Source organism: Neorhizobium petrolearium (assembly GCF_029854435.1).
GTDB lineage: Bacteria > Pseudomonadota > Alphaproteobacteria > Rhizobiales > Rhizobiaceae > Neorhizobium > Neorhizobium petrolearium.
The window spans coordinates 741,202-754,803 of the sequence record NZ_CP123000.1; the positions used below are offsets into that span (position 1 = coordinate 741,202).

Here is a 13,602-nt window from a genome sequence, read left to right on the forward strand (position 1 = left end):
CGGGGAGGGGACGATGGTGAACTATGGTGGGCTGCGTTTCGACTTCAAGGAGCCGGGAGCGGCCAAGCGCTGCGCCGAGCGACTGGTCGCGATGCGCAAGACGCTCGCGCCGTTCAGGGCGCGCAAGAAGGACAGCTCGCTGCTTCTGGCGACCTGGAACATCCGCGATTTCGATTCCAACGATTTCGGTTTCGGCCCGCGCCTGCCGGAGACCTTCTACTACATCGCCGAGATGATCTCCTGCTTCGATCTCGTGGCGGTTCAGGAGGTCAACCGCGATCTTTCCGCGCTGCAGAAGGTGATGCGCATCCTCGGCCGCGAATGGGACTATATCGCCACCGACGTGACGGAAGGCACGAGCGGCAACGGCGAGCGCATGGCTTTCGTCTACAACACCGAAAAGGTCTGGTTCCGCAAGATCGCCGGCGAGATCGTCCTGCCGGACGGCCAGCTCGTCGTCTCGCGCAAGAAGATGAAGGCGCCGAAGGACCAGCCGGATATCGAGCCGAAGATCGAGGAGATGAAGCAGCAGTTCGCCCGCACGCCCTTCCTCGTCGCCTTCCAGTCCGGCTGGTTCCGCTTCAGCCTCTGCACGGTGCACATCTATTTCGGCGACGATTCCGGCGAGAAACTGAAGCGCCGCGTCGCCGAGATCGAGCGGCTGGTGGATTTCTTCGCCAAGCGGCAGGACAAGGAGAGCAAGCTCACCGGCAAGGGCATGAAACCGCTCGACCGCGGCCGCGAGGCGGAGAACTATATCCTGCTCGGCGATTTCAACGTCGTCAGCCCCGAGCACGAGACCATGCAGGCGCTGGCGGCCAAAGGGTTCGAGGTGCCGGAGGAGATCGACGGCACACACATGCCGAACCGCGAGCACTTCTACGACCAGATCGCGGTGCGCGTGAAGGACGAGAATTTCAAGGTCCTGGGCGGCGGCATTGTCGATATGTATGCCGATGTCTTCCGCTCCATGCCGGAGGATATGGAACTGTACGAGAAATTCGTCCCGAAGAAGGATCCGGAGAAGAACGAGAAGTTCCGGGCCACGACGCCGCAGAAGCTCTACGAGAAATGGCGCACCTGGCAGATGTCGGATCATTCGCCGCTGTGGATCGAGATCCAGACGGATTTTGCCGAAAGCTACCTGAAGAACATCGTCGACGGCAAATGACGGTGGCCGCCGCCGGCGGCGGGCGCGGTCATCGAATGGCAACTTTTCCCCGCCAGGCTGTCAGGTGAATCAGCCGCCGAGAGGAAAGAGCATGTCCGACACCGTCCGCATCGAAAATCGATCCCTCGCCGTCGAGGTCTCCTCGCTGGGTGCGGAGATGCAGTCGCTCACCACGGCGGATGGCCGCTCATGGCTCTGGAACGGCGATGCCGCCTTCTGGAGCGGCCGCTCGCCGATCCTCTTTCCCATGGTCGGCAAGGCGCCGGAAAACCGGATCAGTGTCGAGGGCAAGTCCTACGAGATGGGGCAGCACGGCTTTGCTCGCAGAAGCGAATTCTCACTTGCCGCGTCGACCGGCACCAGGTGCCGCCACGAGCTTGTCGCCTCGGATGCGACGCGGGCCGTCTACCCGTTCGAATTCCTGCTGGCGGTGACCCATGCCGTCGATGGTCCGAAGCTGACAGTCTCGGCGGAAGTCGAAAATCGCGATACGCGGCCGATGCCTTTCGGCCTCGGTTTCCACCCGGCTTTCCTCTGGCCGCTGCCGGGCGGGGAGGGCTGCGCCCATGCCGTCACGCTCGACAACGGCGCCGAGCCCGCGCTCGTCAGGCTGGAAGGCGGGCTGGTGAAGCCAGAAAGGCTGCCGTCGCCCTTCAGGGCGGGCAGGCTCACCCTCGACCATGCGATGTTCGAGAAGGACGTGATGATCTTTCCGGAAGGGGCGGGCGACGGCCTCACCTATGCGGCTGAGGACGGACCGGCGCTGAAATTCGCCTTCGAGAACCTGCCCAACCTGGCGCTCTGGCAGAAGGCCGGCGCGCCCTATGTCTGCGTCGAGCCCTGGCACGGCACGGCCGCCGAACTCGGTGGCCCGGACGACCTGGCAAAACGTCCCTACGGCGTGATCTTGCTGCCCGGCGGCAAGGCGCGCTTTGCCTTTACGGTCGAACTTCCGGCCTGATGAAATCCTTGCCGCGACAGGCATCCGCCTGTTGCTCGCGGATGACACCCCGTTCGTTTTTCCAGGGCTGCATTGAGATCGCCGCGGTTGTCTGCGATGATTGGCGCTCATTTCCTCCGAGCTTTGGGAGACTGACATGAAAGCGATCCTGTCCAACCAGAAAGGAAACATCGCCCACAAGGACATTTCGCATCATGCACACGCTGTTCCCGCGCGCGAGGAAAAGCTCGCCGCGCCATAAGCCCTTTCTCCAGTATTTCCGCGACCCTTCCGGCGCCGCTGACCGCGAACTCCGCCGTTCGCGCCTGCGCAAGTTCCTGTCCTATTACCGCCCGCACCTGCCGCTGCTTCTGGCGGATCTCTTTTGCGCGATCCTCGTAGCAGGCACGGCAGTAGCCCTGCCGCTCTGCGCCAATCTCGTCACCAGCCGCCTTCTCGCCCTGTCCGAGGCGCCGGACGCTTACGGCGAGGTGCTGGCCGTCGGCGGCGTCATGCTGGCCATCCTGGCGATCCAGACCGTCGCCATCTTCTTCGTCGATTATCGTGGGCACATGATGGGCGCCCGCATCGAGGCGGATGTCCGGCAGGAGCTTTTCGATCATTGCCAGAAGCTCTCGTTCAGCTTCTACGACCGGCAGCGCACCGGCCAACTGATGAGCCGCATCACCAGCGATTCCCTGTGGCTTGGCGAGCTTTTCCACCACGGCCCCGAAGATCTCTTCATCGCCGTGCTCAAATATGGCGGCGCGATGCTGGTGCTGTTCTTCATCGATCCGCCGCTCGCCGGCCTCATCCTGCTGCTCACCCCGGTGGCTGTCGTTTACGCGCTCTATTTCAACCGCCGCATGAACCGCGCGCTCGACGCCAGCAAGCGTCAGATCGCCGCCGTCAACGAGCGTGTCGAGGATGCGCTGGCGGGCATTCGCGTCGTCCAGTCCTTTGCCAACGAGGCGCTGGAGCGGGAACGTTTCGCCGAGCAGAACCGGCGGTTCCTGCAAAGCCGTGCCGATGGCTATCGCAGCGAGGCGTGGTTTTCGGCCGGCACCGAAACCTTCGCGCAACTCGTCACCATAATGGTGATCGTGGTGGGCGGCCTGCGCATCCTCATGTCGGAACTGACCGTCGCCGACCTCCTTACCTTTCTGCTCTGCGTGGCCGTGCTGGTCGATCCGGTCAAGCGGCTCGCCAATTTCGTGCGCCTCTGGCAGGAGGGCTATACGGGCTTCGTCCGCTCCATGGAGATTCTCGACATCGCCCCGGACATCGCCGAGCGGCCGGAGGCCCGCCCCATGCCGGAACCGAGGGGCGAGATCCGGTTCTCGGACGTCACGTTCGGTTATGAGGCCGATGGCCCCAGGGTCCTGAACCGGCTTTCGCTGACGATTGCGCCGGGCGAGTTCGTGGCGCTTGTCGGGCCTTCCGGAGTGGGCAAGAGCACGCTGTGCGCGCTCATCCCGCGCTTCTATGATGTGGAGGCCGGGGCGATCCTGATCGACGGCACCGATATCCGCGACGTGACGCTGGCGTCGCTCAGGCGCCATGTCGGCGTGGTGCAGCAGGAGGTCTACCTCTTCGCGGGAACCGTGGCGGAAAATCTCCGCTATGGCCGGCCCGGCGCAACCGATGCCGAAGTCGAGGCCGCGGCGCGGGCCGCCAACGCGCACGACTTCATCATGGCTCTGCCCGACGGTTACGATACCGATATCGGCCAGCGCGGCGTCAAGCTCTCGGGCGGCCAGCGCCAGCGCCTCACCATCGCCCGCGCCTTTCTCAAGAACCCGGCGATCCTGATCTTCGACGAGGCGACCAGCGCGCTCGACAACGAGAGTGAACGGGCGGTCCAGCAGGCGCTGCTGACCCTCGCGGAAGGCCGCACCACGCTGGTCATCGCCCATCGCCTCTCCACCGTGCGCCATGCCGACCGCATCCTGGTCCTGACCGGCGACGGCATCGTCGAGGAGGGCAGCCATGACCGCCTCATGGCGAGGAACGGCGTCTACGCCGGCCTGCACCGCGTGCAGGCGAGCATCTGAACGCCGGCTCCACCTTATTGGTGAGAAGGAGCGTAGCAATGCAGCCTTAAGATGCTGTTTGCCGCAAGGAACGGGAGGCGTATCATGCGGCCTTGGTCTATCGGAGGACATCATGGCCAGGGCTTCGCAGCACGATGCCTGGCAGGCGGGCGACAACTACGACCGTTATATGGGTCGATGGAGCCGGCAGGTCGCTCCCCGCTTCCTCGACTGGCTGCATCCGGCCAGGGGGTTGGACTGGGTGGATGTCGGCTGCGGCACCGGAGCGCTTTCCGCGGCAATTGTCGCCGGCTACGATCCGAAAAGCCTGATTGGCCTCGATCCTTCGGAAGGGTTTCTGGAAAAGGCGCGCTTGAACGTTCCCGATCCCCGCGTCGAATTCCGGGTGGGCGACGCGCAGATGCTCGCGATGCCGTCGCAGGCCGCGGACATTGTCGTGTCCGGCCTGATGCTCAACTTCGTTCCGAGGAGGGAGGAGGCGCTGCGCGAAATGGCCCGCGTGGCACGCCCGGGCGGCAGGGTCGCGTTCTATGTCTGGGATTACCCGAGCGGCGGCGTGGAGTTCATGCGTGCCTTCTGGACGATTGCCGTCGACCTCGATCCCGCTGCGCAGGATCTGACCGAGAACCGCCGGTTTCCCTTCTGTACGCGCGACAATCTCGCCCATCTCGCAAGGCAATCGGGCCTGGCGGAGGTGGAAGACGAAGAGATCGAGATTGCGACGCGCTTTGAGAACTTCGACGATTTCTGGCGACCATTCACATTGGGAACGGGGCCTGCGCCCGCATATTGCGCCAACCTTCCCGCCGACAGACGGCGGAAGCTCAGGGAAAAACTGAAGGCAAACCTGCCCTATGCCGACGACGGCTCCATTCCGTTCAAGGCAAGGGCATGGGCCGTGCGCGGCCGGGCGGTGGAATGACAGCGCCGGTTCAGCCGGGCCCAGAATAGGGCGTGCCGTCCTTGTGCACGAACCGGCCGTCGGCATTGGCGCTCATCATGTCTATGTCGGAGCAGGTGGTGATGTCGGCGGGCTGGCGCGAGCCGATTTCGAGATAGACCGCCATCGCACCTGATCTGTTGATCATGTGATGGCCGTTGCCGGAGCCTTTCGGAAAGGCCGCGCAATCGCCGGCGCGCAATATCGTCTCGCCATCGTCCTCGATCAGCGTCAGTTCGCCTTCGAGCACATAGACGAATTCGTCCTCGTGCGAGTGCCAGTGGCGCTGGCTCGACCAGTTGCCGGGAGGCAGGCGCATGAGATTGATGCCGAAATCGGTGAGCCCGCCGGCATCGCCGAGACGCTGCCGCACGCGTCCGGCACAGGGGGCATCGAATGGCGGCGGATAGCCCGAGCTTTTATATTTGGGAACGGTGGCGATATCGATCTTGGGCATGACGGACGTCTTCCTGCGGTCGGTGCAGAATTACCTATCATAACCCTTGAGGAGAGGCCATGCTCGCCATGACTTCCCCGGGCCGCTGGCCGGGGAAGCATCCGCAGTTCTACGGTTTACTTCAGCGGCTCGAAGGTCATCGCGTGGCCGTTGATGCAGTAGCGCAGTCCCGTCGGCGGCGGACCGTCCGGAAAGACGTGGCCGAGATGCCCGCCGCAATTGGCGCAGCGCACTTCGGTGCGGACCATGCCGTGCGATATGTCGCGGTGCTCGGTCACCGCCCCGGGCTTCACCGGCTCGAAATAGCTCGGCCAGCCGCAACCCGAATCGAATTTCGTGTCGGAGATGAACAGTTCCTCGCCACAGCCGGCACAGCGATAGAGGCCTTTTTCCTTCGCGTTCCAGAAAGGACCGGTAAAGGCCCGTTCGGTGCCGGCCTGCCTCAGGATGCGGTACTGTTCGGGCGAAAGCTGTTCGCGCCATTCCACATCGCTCTTTTGGATTTTCGGAGTGGTCACATCGGACATCGCTTAAGATTCCTTTCGTTTTTCCTTTAGATAGGCATCCGAGGCGTTGACGGAAAGTCGCGTTTCTGTGTGTTCCGTCCGGTTATGCTTGAGATGGGGGATTCTTTACCCTAGAAAGCCATTTCCTCCCGGCGGTTGGTCGGTTCTCGCGGTTTCAAAAGGAGATGGCATGGCTGCCAATGTGCCGGCATTGACATTCGTTGTCCTGTTCCTCCCCTTTATGGGCGCCGTTTTCGCTCCTGTTCTCACCCGCCGGTTCGGTGACAAGGCGGCCTGGCTGCTGGCTCTGGCGCCGTTTCTCGCCTTTCTGCACTTCTGCGGCTTCCTGTCTGAAGTCGCCGCAGGCGAAGTCGTGACGGGCGGTTACGCCTGGGCGCCGAGCTTCAACCTATCCTTTTCCTGGTTCCTTGATGGCCTGTCGCTCACCTTTGCTCTGCTGATCACCGGCATTGGAACCCTGATCGTGATCTATTCCGGCGGCTATATGAAGGGCCATCCGGATCAGGGCCGTTTCCTGTCCTTCATCCTCCTGTTCATGGGGGCGATGCTCGGCCTCGTCGTGTCCGACAGTTTCCTGATGCTCTTCGTCTATTGGGAACTGACCTCCATCACCTCCTTCCTGCTGATCGGCTTCGATCACGGGCGGGAGAAGGCGCGCCGCGCCGCGCTGCAGGCACTGGTGGTCACCGGCGGGGGAGGGCTCTGCCTGCTCGCCGGCCTTGTCTTCCTCTGGAACATCACCGGCGTGACCCAGCTTTCGCTGCTCGTCCACACGGAAGACGGCCTGCGCGAAAGCCCGTTCTATCTCGCGACGCTTCTTCTGGTCCTCGGCGGCGCCTTCACCAAATCCGCGCAGTTTCCCTTTCATTTCTGGCTACCGAACGCCATGGAGGCGCCGACGCCGGTCTCGGCCTATCTTCATTCGGCCACCATGGTGAAGGCCGGCGTCTATCTTCTGATGCGGCTCAATCCGGTCATGGGCGCGACGCCCGCCTGGGAAATCCTGCTGCCCTTCTTCGGCGGCATCACGCTGATTGCCGGCACCTTCCTCGCCCTCCGTCAGGTGGATATGAAATTGATGCTGGCCTATACGACCATGGCCTCGCTCGGCCTGCTCGTCATGCTGACGGGGTTCGGGGCGCCGCATGCGGTTGAGGCGGCGGTGCTTTATCTCGTCGCGCATTCGTTGTTCAAGGGCGGCTTCTTCATGGTGGTGGGGACCGTGGACCACGAAGCGGGAGACCGCAACGTCACTCAGCTTCGCGGGCTCAGATCCGCCATGCCGATCACCTTCGCGGCGGCAATGCTCTGTGCCCTTTCGATGGGCGGCCTGCCGCTCTTCTTCGGCTTTCTCGCCAAGGAGGAAATCTATGCCGCCCTTGCGGCCGGCAATCCGCGTGCCGTCTTCTTTACCGGTCTTGCGGTGATCGGCAATGCCTTGATGTTTGCGGTGGCCTTCGCCATCGCCATCAGGCCCTTTTTCGGGCCGCCCAGCGCGAATCCGAAATCGGCTCACGAGGGGCCTGTCGCCCTCTGGCTGGGGCCGGCCGTCCTGGCCGTGCTGGGGCTGTTCGGAGCGCTGTTTTCCGGTCTTGCGCATCGCTATGTTTCCTCGCCCATGGCAAGCGCGGTCTCCGGCGAGAAGGTGATGATCGATATCACCACCGTGCCGCATATCGGGATGCCGCTCGTTCTCTCGGTCATCACCATAGGACTCGGTGCGTTTGTCTTCTGGCGGCTGGACGATGCCCGCGCACTGATGGTCCGTGTGCTGGAAAATCTAGGCCCCGGACCGGATCTCGGTTTCGATCATTTCGTCTCCGGGCTTGTCCGGCTTTCGGTCGCCATCACCCGCTTCGTGCAGCCCGGAAGGCTGGAGGTCTATATCACCGCCACCTTCATCCTGCTGGCGCTGACGCTGCTGGTTCCCCTCGTCGTCTTCGACGAATTGCCGGGCATGCCGGCCTGGCCGGAAAACATCCTCGTGCAGGAAGGGGCCTTCCTTCTGATCGCGCTGATCGGCATTGTCGCGGTGCTGAGGGCGAAGGACCGGCTGACGGCGATCGTCTCGCTCGGCATCCAGGGCTTTGCCGTCGCGGTGATCTTCCTGCTGTTCGGCGCGCCGGACCTTTCCTTCACGCAGTTCATGGTGGAGACGTTGTCGGTCGTCATCCTGGCGCTGGTCATGACGCGGCTTCGGCTTTCGCCTGCCGATCATCGGCCGCGCAGGCAATTGCTCTTCGATGCATGCGTCGCGGTCGCCTGCGGGCTCGGCTTCGGGCTCCTGCTTTTGAAGTCTGTCGAGGCGCCCTTCGATAATCTGCTGACCGATTTCTTCAATGCCTATTCCAAGGTGATCGCCCATGGCGCCAACGTCGTGAACGTCATCATCGTCGATTTCCGCGGCACGGATACGCTGGGTGAAATCGCCGTGGTGATGGTGACCGGCCTTGCGGTCCTGGCGCTGATCCGGGTGCGGGCGGCGAAGGTCACGGTTTCGCAAGAGGAGGAAGGGCGATGAGATACGTCAATTACCCCCCTCTGTCCTGCCGGACATCTCCCCCACAAGGGGGGAGATTGGCTGGGCGCTCCGGCTTCCCTCCATCGTCAACGTTCGTTGGGGGCGAGACGCCGCAGCGAGTCGATCTCCCCCCTTGTGGGGGAGATGTCCGGCAGGACAGAGGGGGGTATATCCCGCAAGAGCTGGGGAGGGCGCGCCGATGAACACGCTCATCCTGCGCACGGTCGCCCCCGTACTCACCGCCCTGATGCTTTTGTTTTCGATCTTCGTGCTGTTGCGCGGCCATAACGAGCCCGGCGGCGGCTTCATCGGCGGGCTGATCGCCGCCTCGGCGCTGGCGATCTACGGCATCGCCTTCGGGGTCGGCGCGGTGCGCCGCGCCATCCGCTTCCATCCGATGGCGATTGCGGGCGCCGGGCTTTTCCTCTCCACTCTCTCCGGCCTCATCTCGATTTTCTTCGGCGTGCCCTTCATGACGGGCCTCTGGATCTATCCGGTGTTCTTCGACGTCGAAGTGCCGCTGGCGACCGTCATGTCCTTCGATCTCGGCGTCTATCTGGTCGTGCTGGGCGCCATCACCTCGATCGCGCTTGCGCTCGAACAGGAACCGGGGCCGGAAACAGGCGGGGAGGAAGGCTGATGGAAGCGCTTTTTGCCATCCTGATCGGGCTGTTCTTCGCCGCCGCAGTCTATCTTCTGTTGTCGAAGCATACGGTGCGCATGCTGCTCGGTATCGTCCTGCTCGGCAATGCGGTGAACCTGCTTCTTTTCACCACCGGCCGGCTGACGCGCGAAGTCCCGCCGATCATCCCGACGGGCATGGACCAACTCCCGGCCGGCACTGCAAACCCGCTGCCGCAGGCGCTCATCCTGACGGCGATCGTGATCTCATTCTCCTTCTTCGCCTTCCTCCTGGTGCTGACTTATCGCGCCTACCAGGAACTCGGCACCGACAATACGGACGAGATGCGCCTCGCCGAACCGCGGGACGAAGAACGCCCGCCGATGGGGTATTGAGTGATGCAGTTTGCGACAAATACCCTCCTCTGGCCTGCCTCTCCGGCCACCCCCCTCTGGCCTGCCGACCATCTCCCCCTCAAGGGGGGAGATCGGATAGCGGTGAACTCCCGCGCTGAACACAGGTTCGAGACTGCCGTGGCTAAATCCGAAACGGTTGATGGTTCGGGAAGCTGGCGCGTCTTGCCGATCTCCCCCCTTGAGGGGGAGATGCCCGGCAGGGCAGAGGGGGGTATTTCGACCCTCCGAATCGTTAAGCATGCGGGGCAACAGCCGCTGGCGGAGGTGCGCATCTGATGGCAACTCCCTCCACCGTTCCCGTCGACCTTTCCGCAGCACTTGTCCTTGCACCCGTGCCGCTTGCCGATTGGCTGGTGGTCCTGCCCGTGGCATCGATGATCGCGTTCGGCGCGCTCCTGATGATGGTCCGCAAATCCGTTCGCCTGCAGGGCACGATCGCGATCGCCGGCCTCGCGCTGCTCGTCCTTCTGGATGCGGGGCTGCTCTGGCGCGTCCTGGTTCACGGTCCCGTCACCATGGTGATGGGCCGCTGGCTGCCGCCGTTCGGCATTGCCTTCACCGCTGATCTCTTCGGTGCCGTCATGGCGCTCGTATCGGCCGTCGTGGCGCTCGCCGCCGGCATCTTCGCGCTCACCGACATCGATGCGAGCGGCCGCCGCTACGGCTTCTTTCCCTTCCTGATGCTGCTGATGGCCGGCGTGACGGGCGCGTTTCTGACCGGCGACATCTTCAACCTCTACGTCTGGTTCGAGGTGCTGCTGATCGCCTCCTTCGGCCTGCTGATCCTGGGGTCCGAACCCGAGCAGATCGACGGCGCGCTGAAATATGCCATCCTCAACCTGATCGGCACGACGCTGTTCCTGATCGCGGTCGGATATCTCTATGCGATCTTCGGCACGCTTAACATGGCCGATATCGCCAGGAAGGCGGGGACCTTGCGCGAGACGGCGCCGCTGACGACGCTGACGGCGCTGTTCATCTTCGCCTTCGCGATGAAGGCGGCCGCCTTTCCGGTGAATTTCTGGCTGCCGGCCTCCTATCACACGCCGCGCATCGTCGTGTCGGCCCTGTTCGGCGGCCTGCTCACCAAGATCGGCATCTATGCGCTGATCCGCGTCACCGTCATGCTGCTTCCCGTCGAACGGGAGGAACTGAGCCTGATGATCGCGGTTTCCGCAGCGCTGACCATGCTGATCGGGGCGCTCGGCGCGCTTGCCCAGAACGATATCCGCAAGCTTGTCGGTTATCTGGTGATCGCGGGCATCGGCAACATGATGGCAGGTGTCGCGATCGGCACGCCGGCGGCTGTCAGCGGCGCGATCCTCTATGCCCTGAATTCCGTGGCGACGATGACCGCGCTTTATCTCGTGGCGGGCGAAGCCGCCCGGCTTGCCGGTGCCTGGTCGCTTTCGGGGCTCGGCGGGCTTTATCGCCGGGCGCCATGGTTTTCGGCCGCTTCGTTTGCCTTCTTCCTGGCCGCCGCCGGCCTGCCGCCGCTTGCCGGCATGTGGCCCAAGGTGGTGCTGCTCAAGGCCTCGCTCGACATCGGCGCGTGGTGGCTGGCGGCGTCGATCCTCGTCTCCGCCTTTGTCATCACCCTGGCGCTCGGCCGCGTCTTCCTGCTCGCCTATTGGCGGCCGCTTTCCGGACCGGCGGCCGAAATGCCCGGCGAGGGTGCGCCCCCCGGCGACTGGCGCATTGTCCTGCCGCTCGGCGCCCTGACCTTCCTCGTCGTCCTGTTCGGCCTGCTGCCGGAACCGCTGCTGGATCTTACCCAGAAGGCGGCGACGAATCTCGCCGATCCGGCGGCCTATATATTGTCCGTCTTTCCCCAATCCGCGATAGAGCGGGGTGCCCTGCCGTGATCATCTTCATCCTGTCGCTTGTCCTCGCCATCATCTGGGCCGCCATTACCGGCAGCGCGACGCTGCACAACCTGATCTTCGGTTTTGCGCTTTCGACGCTGTCGCTCTGGGTCGTGCGTGACCAGATGAGTGCCCGCGGCTATTGGCGGCGGCTCGGGCGCATCCTGTCGCTTCTTCTGCTGTTCTTCAAGGAACTGGCGCTTTCGGCCTGGAAGGTGGCGGTCCTGGTCGTCAGTCCGCGCATGGACCTGAAGCCCGGCATATTCGCCTTCCCGCTGACGGTCGACCGGGATTTCGAGATCACGCTGCTTGCCAATCTCATCACGCTCACCCCGGGCACGTTGTCGGTCGATGTCTCCGAAGATCGCAAGACGCTCTTCGTGCATGCGATCGACTGTTCCGATACCGATGCGACGGTGAGGGATATCGCCGGCGGTTTCGAGAGGAAGATCATGGAGGCGTTCCGGTGACGGCGGCAGAAGCGGTCCTTTCCTGGGTATTGTGGGCGGCGCTCCTGATACTCGGCCTCTCCTTCCTCCTGACCGTCTGGCGGGTGATCAAGGGGCCGACGCTTCCCGACCGGGTTCTGGCGCTCGACATGCTGGTCGGCATCGTCATCGGCTTCATCGCGCTGATTGCCATCCGCACCGGCTTCACGCTCTATATCGATATCGCGATCTCGCTCGGCCTTGTCGGGTTCCTGGCGACCGTTGCATTTGCCCGCTTCATCCTGTCGCGCGTCCGGCGGGAGGAAACACCGGAAGGGCCGCATATGAGGCTGATCGCGGCTCCATCCGCGCGCAGGCGAAAGCCGGCGGGCAAGCGCAAGGACGGTGCCGGGCCGGCCGTGCGGAGAAAGGCAGGAAAATGATCGGTTCGCTCGTTGCCATACTCACCGCTCTCATCGTCCTCGTCGGGGCCGGCTTCGTCCTGGTTGCGGCGATTGGCATCAACCGCCTGCCGGACCTCTATACCCGCATGCATGCCGCCTCCAAGGCCGGTACGGTCGGCTCCGGTCTGATGCTTCTGGCGGTCGGTCTGCATGCCGGCGATCTTGCGACATTTGCACGTGCGATCGCGGGCTTCTTCTTCTTCGTCCTGACGGCCCCGGTTTCGGCGCATTTGCTCGCCATGGCAGCGCACAAAGTAGGCTACAAGCTCTCCGAGTTGTCTGTGCGAGACGAAATGAATGATTATCGAGAATGAATATAGTCTGTCAGAAACGAGTTATAAGCCTGTCATAATTGAGAAAAACTCGTTTATCCGTCAGTAGAACTGATTTATGGCTTCTATAGCCGGCACAAAGGTTGATCTTTGGTAAAAACGCACTTGGACATTTGGCAAAGCAGTGCTACTTCATGAATAGTAGAGTGCAGATGTTGTTCTAGATTAGGCGTCACCTCGTTAATTCGATTGAGTCGACAGGTTTTTCAAAATGAAAAACGGGTGAAGGTCGATGACGAGGCTGATTTCAGTCGAAAGCAATATCCGGCGAAAATCGCTTTTCTTCCGCATGAAGCTTAGGGGTAGGCTTCGGTCCAAGGACGATGCGGGGGTTTTGGGGTTTCTTCGGGAGACTCTGCGAACGGTCGGGTGCCGCGGAGGTCGCGGGCCTGCCGGTCACTTACAACAGGAGACAGGAAATGACAGACATCGCATTGGGCAAAGGCCAGGACCTGCTGGTTGAACTGACAGCAGATATCGTGGCTGCCTATGTGAGTAACCACGTGGTCCCCGTCAGCGATCTTTCGAACCTGATCGCCGACGTGCATTCGGCACTGAGCAACACCTCCTCGCCGGCTCCGGTTGCGACAGCCGTCGAAAAGCCGAAGCCGCCCGTTCCGATCAAGAAGTCCATCGAAGACGACTATCTGATCTGCCTCGAGGATGGTCAGAAGTTCAAGTCGCTGAAGCGGCACCTCATGACCCATTACAACATGACTCCGGAAGAATACCGCGAGAAGTGGGGTCTGCCGGCCGATTATCCGATGGTAGCCCCGGCTTACGCGGAAGCGCGCTCCAGGCTCGCCAAGGAAATGGGTCTTGGGCAGCGCCGCAAGCGCAGCAAGGCCGCCTGAGCCGGGACATA

14 protein-coding genes are annotated in these 13,602 nt (G+C 62.8%); 12 read left to right on the forward strand and 2 right to left on the reverse strand.

Annotation, left to right across the window (positions count from 1 at the left end; genetic code table 11):
• Nucleotides 1-13 precede the first annotated feature (13 nt).
• From QEO92_RS03840 to QEO92_RS03855, 4 genes are all read left to right on the forward strand, one after another.
• Complete coding sequence (locus QEO92_RS03840) at nt 14-1,171, forward strand: endonuclease/exonuclease/phosphatase family protein (RefSeq protein WP_037157672.1); 1,158 nt, start codon at nt 14-16, stop codon at nt 1,169-1,171.
• A 91-nt stretch (nt 1,172-1,262) separates the two neighbouring features.
• Nucleotides 1,263-2,132 (forward strand): aldose 1-epimerase family protein, encoded by an 870-nt coding sequence (locus QEO92_RS03845; RefSeq protein WP_227702224.1) that lies wholly within the window; start codon nt 1,263-1,265, stop codon nt 2,130-2,132.
• A 194-nt stretch (nt 2,133-2,326) separates the two neighbouring features.
• On the forward strand, nt 2,327-4,165 hold the full coding sequence (locus QEO92_RS03850; RefSeq protein ID WP_227702225.1) for an ABC transporter ATP-binding protein: 1,839 nt from the start codon (nt 2,327-2,329) through the stop codon (nt 4,163-4,165).
• Nucleotides 4,166-4,277: 112 nt separating this feature from the next.
• Nucleotides 4,278-5,087 (forward strand): class I SAM-dependent methyltransferase, encoded by an 810-nt coding sequence (locus QEO92_RS03855; protein WP_227702226.1) that lies wholly within the window; start codon nt 4,278-4,280, stop codon nt 5,085-5,087.
• A 10-nt stretch (nt 5,088-5,097) separates the two neighbouring features.
• Here the strand turns inward: QEO92_RS03855 and QEO92_RS03860 are convergent, their stop codons facing one another.
• A complete protein-coding gene (locus QEO92_RS03860; RefSeq protein WP_227702227.1) occupies nt 5,098-5,562 on the reverse strand; it encodes a cupin domain-containing protein in 465 nt (154 codons plus the stop codon).
• A gap of 116 nt (nt 5,563-5,678) precedes the next feature.
• Nucleotides 5,679-6,089, reverse strand: a complete 411-nt coding sequence (msrB, locus tag QEO92_RS03865) for a peptide-methionine (R)-S-oxide reductase MsrB (protein ID WP_037157654.1) — start codon at nt 6,087-6,089, stop codon at nt 5,679-5,681.
• 169 nt (nt 6,090-6,258) lie between these two features.
• Between msrB and QEO92_RS03870 the strand changes: the two genes are divergently transcribed.
• From QEO92_RS03870 to QEO92_RS03905, 8 genes are all read left to right on the forward strand, one after another.
• Nucleotides 6,259-8,610, forward strand: coding sequence for a putative monovalent cation/H+ antiporter subunit A (locus tag QEO92_RS03870; protein ID WP_227702228.1), 2,352 nt, complete (start codon nt 6,259-6,261; stop codon nt 8,608-8,610).
• Between the two features lie 199 nt (nt 8,611-8,809).
• The gene (locus QEO92_RS03875) at nt 8,810-9,250 is read left to right on the forward strand and encodes a Na+/H+ antiporter subunit B (protein ID WP_227702229.1); all 441 of its coding nucleotides are present in this window, start codon (nt 8,810-8,812) and stop codon (nt 9,248-9,250) included.
• Entirely contained in the window at nt 9,250-9,627 is a 378-nt protein-coding gene (locus QEO92_RS03880; RefSeq protein ID WP_037157644.1) for a Na+/H+ antiporter subunit C, read from the forward strand. The genes QEO92_RS03875 and QEO92_RS03880 overlap by 1 nt, the downstream gene beginning before the upstream one ends.
• 296 nt (nt 9,628-9,923) lie before the next feature.
• Complete coding sequence (locus QEO92_RS03885) at nt 9,924-11,513, forward strand: Na+/H+ antiporter subunit D (RefSeq protein WP_227702230.1); 1,590 nt, start codon at nt 9,924-9,926, stop codon at nt 11,511-11,513.
• Nucleotides 11,510-11,983 (forward strand): Na+/H+ antiporter subunit E, encoded by a 474-nt coding sequence (locus QEO92_RS03890; RefSeq protein ID WP_037157638.1) that lies wholly within the window; start codon nt 11,510-11,512, stop codon nt 11,981-11,983. The genes QEO92_RS03885 and QEO92_RS03890 overlap by 4 nt, the downstream gene beginning before the upstream one ends.
• Nucleotides 11,980-12,384, forward strand: coding sequence for a cation:proton antiporter (locus QEO92_RS03895; RefSeq protein ID WP_227702231.1), 405 nt, complete (start codon nt 11,980-11,982; stop codon nt 12,382-12,384). The genes QEO92_RS03890 and QEO92_RS03895 overlap by 4 nt, the downstream gene beginning before the upstream one ends.
• The gene (gene mnhG, locus QEO92_RS03900) at nt 12,381-12,719 is read left to right on the forward strand and encodes a monovalent cation/H(+) antiporter subunit G (RefSeq protein ID WP_037157634.1); all 339 of its coding nucleotides are present in this window, start codon (nt 12,381-12,383) and stop codon (nt 12,717-12,719) included. The genes QEO92_RS03895 and mnhG overlap by 4 nt, the downstream gene beginning before the upstream one ends.
• Before the next feature lie 437 nt (nt 12,720-13,156).
• Nucleotides 13,157-13,591 carry a Ros/MucR family transcriptional regulator gene (locus QEO92_RS03905; protein ID WP_037157632.1) on the forward strand — a complete coding sequence of 145 codons (435 nt, stop codon included), beginning with the start codon at nt 13,157-13,159 and terminating at the stop codon, nt 13,589-13,591.
• Nucleotides 13,592-13,602: the final 11 nt, after the last annotated feature.

What these genes read in the sequence shown, in the direction of transcription:
- QEO92_RS03905 (WP_037157632.1), top strand. Translation starts at nt 13,157, where the DNA reads ATGACAGACATCGCATTGGGCAAAGGCCAGGACCTGCTGGTTGAACTG.
- QEO92_RS03885 (WP_227702230.1), top strand. Translation starts at nt 9,924, where the DNA reads ATGGCAACTCCCTCCACCGTTCCCGTCGACCTTTCCGCAGCACTTGTC.
- QEO92_RS03870 (WP_227702228.1), top strand. Translation starts at nt 6,259, where the DNA reads ATGGCTGCCAATGTGCCGGCATTGACATTCGTTGTCCTGTTCCTCCCC.
- msrB (WP_037157654.1), bottom strand. Translation starts at nt 6,089, where the DNA reads ATGTCCGATGTGACCACTCCGAAAATCCAAAAGAGCGATGTGGAATGG.
- QEO92_RS03875 (WP_227702229.1), top strand. Translation starts at nt 8,810, where the DNA reads ATGAACACGCTCATCCTGCGCACGGTCGCCCCCGTACTCACCGCCCTG.
- QEO92_RS03860 (WP_227702227.1), bottom strand. Translation starts at nt 5,562, where the DNA reads ATGCCCAAGATCGATATCGCCACCGTTCCCAAATATAAAAGCTCGGGC.
- QEO92_RS03855 (WP_227702226.1), top strand. Translation starts at nt 4,278, where the DNA reads ATGGCCAGGGCTTCGCAGCACGATGCCTGGCAGGCGGGCGACAACTAC.
- QEO92_RS03845 (WP_227702224.1), top strand. Translation starts at nt 1,263, where the DNA reads ATGTCCGACACCGTCCGCATCGAAAATCGATCCCTCGCCGTCGAGGTC.
- QEO92_RS03840 (WP_037157672.1), top strand. Translation starts at nt 14, where the DNA reads ATGGTGAACTATGGTGGGCTGCGTTTCGACTTCAAGGAGCCGGGAGCG.
- QEO92_RS03880 (WP_037157644.1), top strand. Translation starts at nt 9,250, where the DNA reads ATGGAAGCGCTTTTTGCCATCCTGATCGGGCTGTTCTTCGCCGCCGCA.
- QEO92_RS03850 (WP_227702225.1), top strand. Translation starts at nt 2,327, where the DNA reads ATGCACACGCTGTTCCCGCGCGCGAGGAAAAGCTCGCCGCGCCATAAG.
- mnhG (WP_037157634.1), top strand. Translation starts at nt 12,381, where the DNA reads ATGATCGGTTCGCTCGTTGCCATACTCACCGCTCTCATCGTCCTCGTC.